11 protein-coding genes are annotated in these 13,653 nt (G+C 71.2%); 2 read left to right on the forward strand and 9 right to left on the reverse strand.

Annotated elements, in window-relative coordinates; translation table 11 throughout:
• Window positions 1–89: 89 nt before the first annotated feature.
• From ACZ7GX_RS31625 to ACZ7GX_RS31655, 7 genes are all read right to left on the reverse strand, one after another.
• On the reverse strand, window positions 90–1,574 hold the full coding sequence (locus ACZ7GX_RS31625; RefSeq protein ID WP_498781954.1) for an arabinofuranosidase catalytic domain-containing protein: 1,485 nt from the start codon (window positions 1,572–1,574) through the stop codon (window positions 90–92).
• Between the two features lie 628 nt (window positions 1,575–2,202).
• A complete protein-coding gene (locus tag ACZ7GX_RS31630) occupies window positions 2,203–4,557 on the reverse strand; it encodes a ricin-type beta-trefoil lectin domain protein (protein WP_498781956.1) in 2,355 nt (784 codons plus the stop codon).
• Between the two features lie 164 nt (window positions 4,558–4,721).
• The gene (locus tag ACZ7GX_RS31635) at window positions 4,722–5,099 is read right to left on the reverse strand and encodes an L-rhamnose mutarotase (protein WP_498781958.1); all 378 of its coding nucleotides are present in this window, start codon (window positions 5,097–5,099) and stop codon (window positions 4,722–4,724) included.
• 55 nt (window positions 5,100–5,154) lie between these two features.
• A complete protein-coding gene (locus ACZ7GX_RS31640) occupies window positions 5,155–6,345 on the reverse strand; it encodes a mandelate racemase/muconate lactonizing enzyme family protein (protein WP_498781960.1) in 1,191 nt (396 codons plus the stop codon).
• Window position 6,346: 1 nt separating this feature from the next.
• Window positions 6,347–7,174: a carbohydrate ABC transporter permease gene (locus ACZ7GX_RS31645; protein ID WP_498781962.1), complete on the reverse strand. Its 828-nt coding sequence runs from the start codon at window positions 7,172–7,174 to the stop codon at window positions 6,347–6,349.
• Window positions 7,174–8,124, reverse strand: coding sequence for a carbohydrate ABC transporter permease (locus tag ACZ7GX_RS31650; RefSeq protein ID WP_498781964.1), 951 nt, complete (start codon window positions 8,122–8,124; stop codon window positions 7,174–7,176). Before ACZ7GX_RS31650 ends, ACZ7GX_RS31645 begins: the two co-directional genes overlap by 1 nt.
• Window positions 8,125–8,163: 39 nt before the next feature.
• Window positions 8,164–9,432, reverse strand: coding sequence for an ABC transporter substrate-binding protein (locus ACZ7GX_RS31655; protein ID WP_498781966.1), 1,269 nt, complete (start codon window positions 9,430–9,432; stop codon window positions 8,164–8,166).
• Window positions 9,433–9,578: 146 nt separating this feature from the next.
• Between ACZ7GX_RS31655 and ACZ7GX_RS31660 the strand changes: the two genes are divergently transcribed.
• Together ACZ7GX_RS31660 and ACZ7GX_RS31665 are read left to right on the forward strand one after the other, a co-directional pair.
• Window positions 9,579–10,352: a FadR/GntR family transcriptional regulator gene (locus ACZ7GX_RS31660; RefSeq protein ID WP_498781968.1), complete on the forward strand. Its 774-nt coding sequence runs from the start codon at window positions 9,579–9,581 to the stop codon at window positions 10,350–10,352.
• Window positions 10,353–10,891: 539 nt separating this feature from the next.
• A complete protein-coding gene (locus ACZ7GX_RS31665; protein ID WP_498781970.1) occupies window positions 10,892–11,947 on the forward strand; it encodes a LacI family DNA-binding transcriptional regulator in 1,056 nt (351 codons plus the stop codon).
• 78 nt (window positions 11,948–12,025) lie between these two features.
• On the opposite strand, the gene ACZ7GX_RS31670 is transcribed toward ACZ7GX_RS31665, so the two are convergent.
• Entirely contained in the window at window positions 12,026–13,354 is a 1,329-nt protein-coding gene (locus ACZ7GX_RS31670) for an EboA domain-containing protein (RefSeq protein WP_498781972.1), read from the reverse strand.
• Complete coding sequence (locus ACZ7GX_RS31675) at window positions 13,351–13,527, reverse strand: hypothetical protein (RefSeq protein WP_498781994.1); 177 nt, start codon at window positions 13,525–13,527, stop codon at window positions 13,351–13,353. The genes ACZ7GX_RS31670 and ACZ7GX_RS31675 overlap by 4 nt, the downstream gene beginning before the upstream one ends.
• Window positions 13,528–13,653: the final 126 nt, after the last annotated feature.

A 13,653-nucleotide genomic window follows, 5' to 3' on the forward strand; every position in this document is an offset into this window, starting at 1 on the left:
TCGTTTTCCGCGCTCACCCTTTGTGGGTGGACCGCCCCCCCCACCCCCCCCCCCCCCCCGCGGTCGAGTCACGAACTCCGGGGTGGGGCTCAGCCGACGCCCCACTGCTGGTTGGAGCCGCCGTTGCAGGTCCACAGCTGCACCAGCGCGCCGTTGGCCGTCGACGCCCCGGACACGTCCAGGCACAGGCCGGACTGCGCGCCGGTGATCGTGCCGTTGGCGTTGACGTTCCAGCGCTGGTTGGCCTGGCCGTTGCACGACCAGAGGACCGTCCTGGTGCCCGCGCTCGTCCCTTGGCCGTAGGCGTCGAGGCACCGCCGTTCGGCGCCGGCGTAGACGCTCAGCTCGCCCGCCGACGTCCGGGTCCACGTCTGCCCGGAGCCACCCTGGCAGTCCCAGATCCGGGCTTGCGTGCCGGCCGTCCCGTTCGGCACGTCGAGGCACTTGCCCGCGCCGACCGCGCGCACCGCACCGCCCGGGGTCGGGCCGCCGCCGGCGCTGTACCCGGCCGCGACCACGTTGGCCTGCACCGCGTTCTCGGTGGCGTCGGACGGGTAGCCCGCCACCATCGCGCCCTCGTAGAAGGTCCCCGCGCTGAGGTTCGCGCCGCCGTCGGGCTTGCAGCAGTCGCCACCGCTGCCCAGGATGATGGCGCCCTGCTTCTTCATCGGGCTGTACCCGTTGGGCAGCGGGCCGTCCCACAGCGTGGTCAGGCTGCCCGCCTGGGCGTCACTGCCCTTGAGCGCGAACCGCGTGGTCCCGTTGTTCTTCAGCATCGCCGTGACGAACCTGTTGGGGAACGCGCGCTGGTTCGGGTTCCACTGCTGGCTGCCGCCGGGGAACAGGCCCCACTCGAGGTCCGCCTGGACCCAGGGACCGGTGCCCGAGCACCCGCCGAACCAGCACTGCGTGCTGAAGTTGATCGCGTCCATCGCGCCGGCCGCGTCGGCCTTCCGGGTCGTCTCGCTGTTGCCGTAGTCGAAGCAGCAGCCGTTGTTCACGTGCGTGCCGCTGGTGACCATGTACATGCCCTCCGGCGCGGCCCCCGTCGGCACGCCCGTCAGGTGGCCGTCACGCCAGTAGCTGTTGCCCGGGTTGATGTAGAGCGAGTAGGCCTTGCTGCCGCCCACCGCCACCGATTCGGAGGTCGCGATCGCGGGCCTGCTCTGGGGCGAACCCGGCACCACCGAAGAACCCTGGTACCACAGGTCGTTGCCCCGCCCGGACTGGTCGTAGACGACCGTGATCACGCAGGTGGAGCCGGCGCAGAACGAGTCCTGGGTCGCCGCGTCGGCGGTGCCGCCGGCGGCCAGGAGACCGATGTCCCTCGTCGTGTTGTCCGACGAACGCCTGACCTGGTAGAGCTTGCCCGCGTACGAGCCGTAGAGGGCCCGCGTCGTGCTGTGCGCGGCCACGCAGGGCGTGCCGCCCGACGCGTAGATGTCGCACGGCCCCGTGGCGGCCGCCAGCGCGGTCACCGGTGCGGACCACGTCGACAGCGCCGCGGGCAGGACGGCCAGTGCCAGCAGGACACGCGCGCGCACCGCCACCGGCGAGCGCCACCATCGCTTCACAGGACCCGCTCGACCAACGGGTGAAGGCTGCATTCTCACTCCTACGACGATGTGGGAGGGCAGGGCGGCGGCGTGCGCGGAGATGACGAGCGATCGGCGGTGCGGGTTTCGAATCGCTTCGACTCGGGCGACGGTAAAGGCTAAAACCGCGCTAAAGCAACGGTTCCGCCGTGCCGTGCCGCTACCGCGACGGTCTCTCGCGGGAACGGCGGCCGACGTTCCGATCGACGTCGACGCACCTCTGCCACGCGGCCTGCCGGTGCTGCCTGGGGTTGTCCCTCATGTCGGCCTAGACCCGCGCCTCGGCCACCGTCCCGTCGGCGAGGGTTGTTCACGCTCACAACGGATGTCGTGGATAGGCGATCTGCATGGCGCGATGATGCGACCGGCTCCACGAAGAGTCAAGGTGGACACCGTAGTTAACGCTCACATGGCGCAGCGCGAGCGGTGGGGGGGGGGGGGGGGGGGGGGGGGAGGCGGGGGGGGGGGGGGGGGGGGCGCGCGCATCTGGTGGTGGGGGGGTGGCGACCGCCCCCAAGAACAGGCGAGGGGAACACGGGGGTGAACTCCCGCGGGGAGAGGCGCGGGTGGGGGGGGGGGTTGGGGGGCCCCCCCCCCCCCCGGCACGTCAGTTGCGCACGCCCCACTGCTGGTTGGTGCCGCCGTGGCACGACCAGAGGTGGAGCAGGGTGCCGTTGGCGGTCCCGTTGCCGCTCGCGTCCAGGCACAGCCCGGACTGCACCCCGGTGATGGTGCCGTTGGCGTTCACGTTCCACTGCTGGTTGGTGCCGCCGTGGCAGTCCCAGATGATCGCGGCCGTGCCGTTCGCGGTTCCGGCGCCGCTGGCGTCCAGGCACTTGCCGTTCACCGTCAGCTGCTTGCCCGCGGTGTAGGTCCACCGCTGGTTGGCGCCGCCCGCGCAGTCCCAGAGCCGGGCCTGGGCGCCGTTGGCGCTGCCGGCGGCGACTTCGGCGCAGCGTCCCGATTGGGCACCCACGAGCATCGCGTTCTGCGGGCCGGTGGTGGTGCCGCCGCCGGGACCGGCGTTGGCCATCACGGCCTGCGCGCCGGCCGGCCAGTTGCCGTTGGTGACGACCGTGTTGCCGGACACCACGTTGCCGCGATCGCCGTTGGTCACGTTGGTGCTGCCGTTGGTCGACCAGTTGTTGGTGACGGTCCAGTTGCCCATGTTCTCGCCACCCCAGTAGTTCGCGGTGGCCCACGTGCCGGTGTTGGCGAAGACGTTGCCCGTGACGGAGTAGTACTTCGAGCCCTCGTCGAAGTAGACCCCGAAGTAGCCGTTGGTCCGCAGGCAGTGGTTCCCGCTGATCGAGGCGCCGGGGTTCCACGACAGCGTATAGATGCAGCCGCCGTCGTTCATCTGCTGCATGACGTCGTGGACGTAGTTGTTGATCAACCGGTTGTTGGAGGCCGTGGTCGGCGTCGTGTAGCGCGGCTGGTAGTTGTACAGGCCGCGGTTGGCGTAGTTGTTGTTGCCGCCGGCGTCGTTGGCGCCCCAGCCGTACCCGATCGACATGCCGGAGTACGGCATGTTGTAGACCTCGTTGTGGGACACCGTGGCGTTGGTGACGTAGGTGTTGAGCACGGAGACGTTGCCCCGGTACTCGATGCCGAGGTCGTGGATGCGGTTGTAGCTCACGGTGATGTCCCGGTTGACCATTCGCTGGTCGCTCGGGTGGTGGGCGTCGGCGCGCACGCCGCCGACCACGATGCCGCCGGCCGAGCTGCGGGCGATCTCCGACCGCGTGACGGTGATGTTGCTCGCCCCGAGGCCGACGCCGCTGGCGTGCGCGTTGGCGTCGTTGCCGATGCCGATCGCCGTCTGGCCGAGGTTGACGAACTGGGACTCGCTGAAGGTGATGTTGTTGGCGGCGGAGACCTGCACGGCGGCGGGCATCTGGTTCCAGTGCGGTCGCGCCGCCTCGAACTGGGTGCAGCCGTTCTGGCACGACGTCAGCCGGTCGCCCGGCCAGTTCCAGTTGCCGGCGATGTAGGCGCCGGTCTGCTGGTCCGCGTAACCCTGGTTGCTGCTGGGTCCGAGCCAGGTGGTGCCGCTGAACGTGATCCCGCTGAACGAGATGTGGTGCGCCGGCGCGTCATAAGTGCCGCCGACGTCCACCAGCGACTGCAGCACCGGCAGCTCCACGCCGGCGGTGCTCATGTTCTGCCCGGCCAACGGGATGTAGGACAACGCGCCCGTGCCGGGGTTGAGGTGCCACTCCCCCGGCGCGTCCAGGAACTCGTAGGCGTTGGCCAGGTAGAAGGGCCCGGCCCGGTGCGGCTGGGTCAGGGTGTCGTACCCGAAGGTGTTGTTGTTCCACGCGGGCTGCTGCATGGTGAGGAAGTTCCCGCTGATGCTCTGCACCGGCGAGTACCGGTCGGTGAAGGAGTTGACGCTCTCCACCTCGACCCGGTTCTGGTTGGCCAGGTTGTTCAGGTAGCTCAGCGCGGAGCTGGAGAACCTCATGCCGGTGCTCGTGAACGTGAAGTCGGCCCGGTTCACCTGCCTGCGCGCCCTGGTCGCGACCGCGCCGTCGACGTAGAGCTGGCGCGAGTCGATCCCGGTGGGGACGGTGGCCCGCCAGATGTTCTTGCCGGCGTCGACGACCGACCAGCCGGTGACGGCCCTGGCGCCGCTGATGACGGGACGGGCGGACGGCGCCGCCTGCCACCGCACGCGGTAGCCGTTGTTGCCGGAGTCCGCCGCGGTCAGCCGCAGCGGCTCGGAGAGCCGGTACACCCCGTCGGCCAGCTGCACGACGATGTCGCCGGACATGCCGCCGGTCTGCGACCGCACCGCGGCTTGGGCGGCGGGCAGCGAGCACGGCTGGGTGGCGGAGCAGCTGGTGCCGGTGCCGGACGGCGAGGCGTAGAGGGTGGTGGTGGCGGCGGACGCGGGAGGGGCGAGACCGACCGCCGCGGCGGTGGCGGTCAGCACCACCGCGGCAACGCCCGCGGACACCGGCCTTCGCACCGCGGAGGAAGAGGACGTGGACAAGGAGACCTCCTGACTTGGGGTGTGTGCGTGCGACGTCCGGCGGAGCCGTCGGACGGCACTTCGTGGTGGCGCGGGCGAGCCGGCCGGGTGCGCGGGGCGCAGGGGCGCATCCGGCCGTCGGCGAACGCCTAGCGGTGCGGCGGCGGCCCGTCCCCTGGCTGCGGCACGACGCCGGGGGTCAGGTGCCACACCTCGTGCATCGGCTCCCAGCGCACCGGGGAGCCGGGGTCGCTCGGCGACTCCTGGCACGGGTCGGTCAACGCCCACCAGCGCCGCGACTCGGGGTCGGCCGCGATCCGCGCCTGGTCGGCGTCGTGGTCCTCGCCGACGTACTCGTAGTATCCGAAGAGCAGGTCGCCGTGCAGGAAGATGGTGAAGTTGCGGATGTTGGCCTCGATCAGCATGCGTTCGACGGACGGCCAGACCTCGGCGTGCAGCCGGAGGTAGTCGTCGCGCCGCTCCGGGCGCAACCGGGTGACCATCCCATAACGTCGCGAGTGGTCCACTTCGGACTCCTAGCGGGAAGTGCGGCCGGCCCGACATCGTTGTCGGGCCGGTCGATCAGGAGCTCAAGGGGTGCAGCTGCTCCGGCGGCGCGACGACGTCCCGCACCACGGCCAGCAGGCGCTGCCCGGCGCGTTCCGGCCGCACGTGCGGACCTTCGGTCACCGGGAGGGCGAGTCCGAGCCGGGACGCGACGATCGCCTCCTCGTCGACGCGCAGGCCCAGCCCCGGGCTGTCGCCCAGGACGAACGCCCCGTCCTCGACGTGGAGGTCGATCGAGATCCCGGTCGGCGGCTGGAGGTCCTGCAGTTCGCTGACCAGGTGGTTCGGCACGGACGTCGCGGCGTGCAGCAACCCGACCGGCGTGTTGCCGATGGGGCTGACGGGCAGGTCGTGCGCGTGGGCCAGGGCCGCGACCCGCAGGAAGTGGGTGACGCCCCAGCCCGCCGCCGCCTGGACGACGTCGACCGCACCCGCCGAGATCAGCGGGCGGTACTGCTCCAGGCCGGTGAGGTTCTCGCCGCTGGCGACCGACGCCCGGACACCTCGGCCGACGGCCGCGTGCCCCTCCGCGTCCCACCGCCGCACCGGCTCCTCGATCCAGATCAGGTCGAGCGTCCGCTCGAGCTCGCTGACGTGGCGCACCGCCTGCTTGCGGGTCAACGCCTCGTTGACGTCGAGCATCAAGCCCGGCCGGGTGCCCCGGCCGGCGTTGGTGAGCACGTCGCGCACCAGGATGAGGCGGTCCCGGTCCCGATCGACGTCGAGACCTCCCTTGAGCTTCGCCACCCGCAGGCCGCGGTCGGCGTAGGTCTCGTACAGCGCGACGAGCTCGTCGTCGCCCAGCCCGATGTCCACACCGGAGGCGTAGGCGGGCACGCGGCGGTCACGTCCGCCGAGCAGCCGCCACAGCGGTTCGCCCGCGGCCTGCGCCTTGATGTCCCACAGCGCGGTGTCGAGGGCGCCGATGGTGCCGAACACCGCGCCCGCGTGACCGGCCTTGAACGTCTGGCGCAGCATCCGGTCGTAGAGGGCGGTGACACCGCGCGGGTCTTCGCCCTCCAAGGCGGCGAAGATCGAGTCGATCTCGACGTGCGGGCCGAGCCCGACGCCGGTGATGCCCACGTCCGTCTCGACGAGGACGATCGGCACCCGGACGACGCCGTCGGCGAAGACGCCGTTGGCGTCGCCGACCGGCCGACCCCAGTCCTGGACGGTGGTGAGGGTCCGGTAACCAGTGATGCGCATGTCAGCCCTTCGTGGCCCCTGCGGTCACGCCGTCGGCGATCTGGCGCTGCAGGAACAGGTAGACGACGAGGACGGGCACCGCGGCGATCAGCACGCCGGAGGCGAACACGGGGATGTCATCCGAGTACTGCCCTCGCAACGAGGTGACACCGACCATGAGCGTGCGATGGTCTGCCGACGGCATCATGAGCAACGAGATGAGCACGTCGTTCCAGCAGAACAGGGCGTCGAGCACGCCGACCGACAGCAGCGCCGGCCTGCCCAGCGGGAGCATGATCCGCCAGTACGCGCCGTACACGGTGTTCCCGTCGATCCGCGCGGCGTCCAGGATCTCGGCGGGCACGGTCGAGTAGTAGCTGGTCATCAGGAAGACCGTGAACGGCAGGAACTGCGCCACGTACGCGAGGACGAGCCCCGGGTAGGTGTCGACGAGGCCGGCGTCGGACATGATCCGGGCCAGCGGGACCATGATCACCTGGAACGGGACGAACAACGCGGCGAGGATGCCCAGGAAGAGCACCGAGGAGCCGCGGAACCGCAACCGGGCGAGCGCGAAACCCGCCATCGACCCGAACAGCAGCAGCAGCGCGACCGAGCAGGTCACCACCACCGCCGAGTTGAGGAAGTACCGGGACATCCCGACGCTCGTCCACGCCGCGGCGACGTTGTCCCACCGCAGCGCGTCCGACAGCGAGAACCGGTCGAGCACGTACTCGCGCCGCGTCTTCACGGCCACGTTGGTGGTGAACACCAACGGGTAGATCGTGGCCAGCGCGAGCGCGGCCATCGGGACCGCGACGACCCACCTCGTCAACCGCCGGCCGGCCATCAGCCCTCCCTCCCCGCGCGGCGCAGGACGGCGACCTGGGCCAGCCCCACGACGAGCATGATCAGGAACAGCGCTGTCGACGCGGCGGACGCCAGCGCGGGCTGGTTGAACTGCCCCTGCTGGACCCAGATGTAGTACTCGGGCAGGTAGGTGGAGCCCTCCGGCCCGCCGCCGGTCATCACGAACAGCAGGCCGAACATCGAGGTCAACATGCCGATCATGGTGGTGACGAAGACGAACTGGATGGTGCGGGTCAGGCCCGGGACGATCACGTGCCGGACCGTCTGGGGCAGCGTCGCCCCGTCCACCCGGGCGGCGTCGAGCAGCGAGGGGTCCAGCGCGGAGAACCCGGCCAGGAAGACGACCAGCGCCATGCCGAACGTCGCCCAGACGTGCACCCCGACCACCGCGAAGATCGCCACGTCCGGGTCGCCGAGCCAGTCCACCGACCCGAGCCCCACCCCGCCGAGGACCGCGTTGAGCGGGCCGTCGTAGGCGAGGAGCAGGTTGAAGATCGCCCCGACGATCACCGGGGAGAGCACGGCCGGGAAGAAGTACACGCCGCGGAAGACCCGGTGCCCCGGCACCTTCAGGTAGATGAACGTGGCGAGCAGCCCCGGGATCGCCACGGCCACGGGCAGCAACAGCACCAGCAGGCCGACGTTGCGCAACGCCGTGCGGAACAGCGGGTCGCCGAACAGGGTCACGTAGTTGTCGAAGCCGACCGGCAGGCCGTTGCGGTCGCCGTCGCCGGTGAAGGAGAAGTTCACCCCGAGCACCAGCGGCCACAGGCGCAGCACCACGATGATCAGCACCGCCGGCGCCAGGAGCACGAGCGGCGCCAGGCGCTCGGCCCGCGACCCGCGACGAGCGCGCCGGGTGAGCGGCTTGTCCGGTCGCCGGACCGCTGCGCCGGCGACCGCCTTCCCCTCGTTCCGCTCGGCCACCACCGGGCGCACCGAGGACGGAGAACCCCCGGACGGCACGGATCAACTCGCCTTGTCGGAGTCGGCCAGCTGCGCGACGGCCTCGTCCACCGTGGTGGAGCCGCTGAGCAGCTGCTGCGAGAGGCGGCCCATCAGGTCGATCGTCTTGCTGGACAGGGCGACGTGCAGCGCGGGCTTGCCGGTCTTGATGCCCGCGGTGATCGAGGTGACGGCCGGGCCGCCGGCGGAGACGTCGATCGTGGTGTCGGACGCGATGGCGCCCGCGTCCGCGTAGAACGCCTTCAACGCCGCGGACGAGGTCAACGACCGCACCAGGTCGGCGGCCCGCTTCGGGTCCTTGGTCCACTTGGCGACCGCGTAGCCGATGCCGCCGTCGTAGGGCAGGCTCGGCGTCGCGGCCGGGTTGACCAGGGGCGCGTCCATCACGCCGACCTTGTCCGCGTCGAGGAACTCGGCGAAGTCCTTCCAGTGCCCGATGTCGGACATCAGGCCGATGATGTGCGCGGCCTTGGCCGACTGGAAGACCGCGAACGCGTCGTTGAACATCGCGGTGGAGTTGACCCCGTCGTTGTTCAGGCCGTCGTCGTTGACCTGCTTCCAGAGCTCGAAGATCCGCTTCACGTCCGGCGAGGCCCAGTTCCGCTTCCCGGCGATCCAGTCGTCGTACTCCTGCGGCGTGAGCACGGCCGACCCGATGCTGGAGAGGAAGAACTGGATGCCGATGCCCTCCTTGTTGCCGACGCCGAAGCACTTGGCGCCGGTCTTGCCGGTGATGACGCCGCAGTCGGCGACGAACTCGTCCCACTTCGCGGCGGGCGCCTCGGGGTCCAGTCCGGCCTGCTCGTACAGCGCCTTGTTGTAGTAGAGGGGGTGCCCTTGCAGCGTCACCGGCGAGGCGTAGGTCTTCCCGTCGCGGGTGAACGCCTCCCAGCCGGCGAGCCGCTGCTTGTCCTGGGCCACGTACTCGTCGAGCGGCACCAGCGCGTCGACCCGGTCCCGGAGCTGGCCGCCGCCGTTGAACAGCATGACGTCGGGACCCTTGCCGGCCTGGATGGCCGCCCCGAGCAGCGTGTAGTACTGGTCGAACGGCTGCGCCACGAACTCGACGTCCACGTCCGGGTGACTCTTCGCGAAATCGGCCTTCGCCTGGTCGAGGTACGCGGCCACGTTCGCGTCCCCGGACTTCCAGTCCCAGACCACCAGCTTGTCGCCCGAGCCGCCGGAGGACCCCGGCGCCGTGGCGCTCCCGCATCCCGTGGCCAGGGCCAGACCCAGGACCACGGCAGCCGACCACAGTGCGCGCTGCTTCATCGCTGCTCACTTCCCAGACGACGGCCGGGTACGCCCTCGGCGCGATTGGTGTCGAAACCTAACTCGTATGACGTCTGACGTCAACGGTCCTACGTATACTCTGATCAGCCCTGAAGCTCGGGGCGCGTGACGCGACCGGAGGAACGATGACCGCAGCGGGCCGGCGACCGGGCGACGACCCACCCGCACCTCCCGAGTGGACGCGTCGACCGGCCAACCTGGCCAAGGCGGTCACCGCGGAGCTCGTGGGCCGCATCGTCCGCGGCGTCCACCCGCCCGGGACCCCCCTGCCGCCCGAGCCCGCGCTGGGCGAGACCTTCGCGGTGAGCCGGACCGTCATCCGCGAGGCGGTGAAGATCCTCCAGGAGAAGGGCCTGGTCCAGGTGCGCCAAGGCGCGGGCACCACGGTCACGGAGCCCGCGACGTGGAACATGCTGGACGAACTCGTCCTCGCGGCAACCATCGCCGAGGACGAGACGCTGGCCGTGCTCGACGATCTCGTGGTCACCCGACGGCTCCTCGAATCGGACATGGCCCAGGTGGCCGCACGCACGGCCGACGAGGACGCGATCGACCGGCTACGCGCCCTCGTGGACCGGATGGACCAACTCGTCGACGACCCCGCCGCCTACCAGGAGCAGGACCGCGCCTTCCACGACACGATCATGCGCGCGTCGGGCAACCGGATCGCCCGGGGCGTGGTGCGATCCCTGGAGGGTCAGGTCATCAACACCGCCCGCTACCTGGGCCGCAGCGAGCGGGCGTTGTGCGTGGCGTCGAACGAGGGGCACCGCCGGATCTGCGAGCGGATCGCGGCGCGCGACCCGGCCGGCGCCGCCGAGGCCATGTTCACCCACATCACCGAAGCGTGGCTGGTGCGGCGCGCCGACAACGGAGACCCGAGCCGCCTGGAGCGCTAGGTGGTCACCCGACGACATCACCCCCTCCGCGCAGCCACTCCGCTGAGCGTCGTCGCGCTCATGGCCGACGACTTCGCCAGCATACCGATCCACCGCCCTCAAGGGAACGATGAGTAGTACTTACTTCGGCAGGGACGGAAACTTTCCCGACGAGCAGCGACCCGACGATCGAGGCTATGATGCGTACGGCGAAATAGTCTCAGGTTTCTCTTGACGGAACCGCCGCCCACAGGCTGTCATGAGTAACGAGGACCACAGCTCCGATGAGTCTGACTCATCGGAGGAGGAGATCCGGCTCGTACGAACTCCGACCCGCGAGCACCACGACGTAGTGGAGCAGCTCATGCCACAACGGCCGAACGGCCGCGCACCCTGCGCGCACCGGACCGGCGGCCCCGGCTGACGGGCGGCTGCCGCGCTTTCCCCGATGTTGGGAGCGCTCCCGGTGGGTCCGCTCCCCTTTCGAACGGCCCCGTCCCTTGTTGTGCACGCACCGGTCGCCGCGCCGGCGGCCGGGCTCGGAGAACGGGAGGTCCACGTTGGGCGCACGACGGGTCACCCTGGCCGATGTGGCCAAGGTGGTCGGCGTCTCCCAGACCACCGTGTCCCTGGTCCTCTCGGGGCGCGGTCGCGACCTGCGGATCTCCGAGGAGATGCAGCGCCGGGTCCGCGAAGCGGCGACGGAGCTGGAGTACCGCCGCGACCGGGTCCCGATGGGGCCGCGCGGGACGAGGACGCAGACGATCGCCTTCGTGTCCGATTCGGTCGCCAGTTCGCGGCTCGCGGGCCACATGATCAAAGGTGCGCTCGGCGCGGCCCGCAGGCACGGCGTCACGCTGCTGTTCGGTGAGACCGAGGGCGACGCCGGCTTCCAGCGCACGTTGATCGAGACGATGCGCGACTACCGGGTCGACGGCATCATCCTCGCCTCGGTGCACGCCAGGACGATCAGCATCCCGGCCGAGCTCGCCGGCGGCCCGGCGGTGCTGCTCAACGTCTTACCCAGGGAGCCCTCGCCACTGGTCTCGGTCCTGCCCGACGAGGTCCAGGCGGGCCGTGCCGCGGCACGCGTGCTGCTCGACGCCGGCCACCGGGAGGGCATCCACCTCATCGGCGTCGGCCCGTCCGGCGACGACGTGCCACCGGGCCGGACCGCGGCGTTCGACCGGCTCACCGGCATCCGCCGGGAGCTGGGCGAGGTGGGCGTCGAGGTGGAGAGCGGGCACGCGTGCCGCTGGTGGTTGCCGAAGTACGGCTTCGAGGCGACCCGGGCCCTGTTGGGCGCCACGCGTCCCCGTGCGTTGATCTGCCTGGACGACCGGCTCGCGCTCGGCGCCTACCAGGCGTTGCAGGACGCCGGCCTCACCGTGCCCGACGACGTCTCCGTCGTCTCGTTCGACGACCACCCCATCGCGTCCTGGCTGCGCCCGGGCCTGACCACCGTCGCCCTCCCGCACCACGACCTCGGCGCGAAGGCCGTCGACCTCCTCTTCGCCGAAGCCCACCGATCCGAGTCGGGCCGCGTGCGCGGGGGCGGCACGTATCGCGTACCGATGCCCGTCCGCCACCGGGACTCCGTGGCGCCACCACGATGAGCCGGACGCCTGCGGTCCGGACCGCCGCAGATCAGGTGGAGCGCTGATCCCTCGGTGTGACGGGGTCGGAGGTGTGGATCAGGCGGGCTTCCCGAGCAGGTCCAAGGCGTCGGGCGGCACCGGGCGGCCGGCCGCGCGGCGTTCGTCGGCGAACGCGGACACCATGCGCAGCAACTCGTCGTCGGCACGTCGGTCGAGGTCGCTCACCACGGTCAGCGGGATGCTCATCACCAAGCACTTCAGCACGCCCTGCCGCCAGGTGCGCTGGTCGAGGTGACGCGCGGCGAAAGCGCCCATCGCCGCCGCGACGAGGCCGCTCTCGTTGCTGCTCAGGGCGTCCTTGACCAGGTCGACGCCCGTCCCCGGCACCCGGTCCCCGATGTCGGCGAGCCCTCGCAGCACCCCGAGGCGTTCGGCCGACGTGCCCTGCCGGTAGAGCGTGGTGAGCCCTTCGGCCGCGTCGCCGGAGTTCTCGACGTACGCGACGAGCAGCCGCGTCCGCGCCTCGCGCTGGCCGGAGCGCACCGCTCGTCCCACGACGGGGAAGAGGGTCCGGATCGAGGAGGGGTCGGCCCGCAGCGACTGCTCGGCCCAGGCCAGCCAGTTCGCGGTGCGCAGCGCCTCGAACGCCCGACCCGCCACCACGGGTGCCGCGTGGCTGTGCCGGGGCAGCTCCACGGCCGCGACGCCGGTGTAGCCGATGTCGATCAGCGCCCCGAGGGTGTCGGGCAGGTCCAGCTGCCCGTCCCCGAACTCCAGGTGTTCGTGCACGCCCTGCACCATGTCGTCCAGCTGCACGTTCATCAGCAGCCCACCGGCCTGCCGCAGGCACGCCGCCGCGCCCTGCCACTCCACCGCCACGCAGTGCCCGACGTCCACGGTGATCCCCAGGAGTTCGGGTCGGCCGAGCTCGTCGCGCAGCCGCAGCGCCTGGTCCAGTCGCTCCACCACCATGCAGGGCTCCGGCTCCAGCGCGAGCGGCACGGCGGGCCCGCGTTCCAGCACCGCGGCGACGCCGGACTTCAGGTGTTCCCAGCTGTCCGAGGAGCCGACGCCGGACCAGAAGGACACGCAGTCCGCGCCGAGGTCGGCCGCGATCCGCTTGGCGCGCACCAGGAAGTCGACCCGGATCTCCTGGCCGTCGCTCACCAGCGTCGGGTGGTGCTTGTGCCGCGGGTCGAGCAGGTAACGCGCACCCGTCTCCACGACGACGCGCAGTCCCAGCGCCGACAGGCGTGCCGCGAGCCGTTCGGTCCGCGCGCCGACGTCGTCGGCGAACGGGTCGAGGTGGTGGTGGTCGAGCGTGAGCGCGACCGCCGTGTAGCCGAGGTCGGCGATGATCCCGAGCGCGTCGTCCAGGCGGTGGTTGGCGAACCCGTTGGTGCCGTAGCCGATGTCGAACGTCATGTGCGGCTCACCCGCCGGCTCCGCGCCCGGCCCGGCGGCGTGACGCCGGCCGGGCCGGGACGCTCGGTCACGGGTGTCCGGCCCGCGCGCGGGGCCGGCAGCCCGCGAGCGGCGGTCGGCGCGACGGAGCCGCGTGCGCCGATCAGCCAGAGCCCGGTGGGCTCGTCCGCCATGGGTCCTCCTCCGATCCTGGGTGCCGCGCGGTGACGGCTACCGGGTTGCGCGGCATCGACTCGCGGCCGCACCCGGCGGTGGCATGTCCTGCTCGATGAAAGTGCTGGGTCACCCCGGCCGCACCG

This window comes from Actinosynnema sp. NPDC037264 (genome assembly GCF_055603705.1).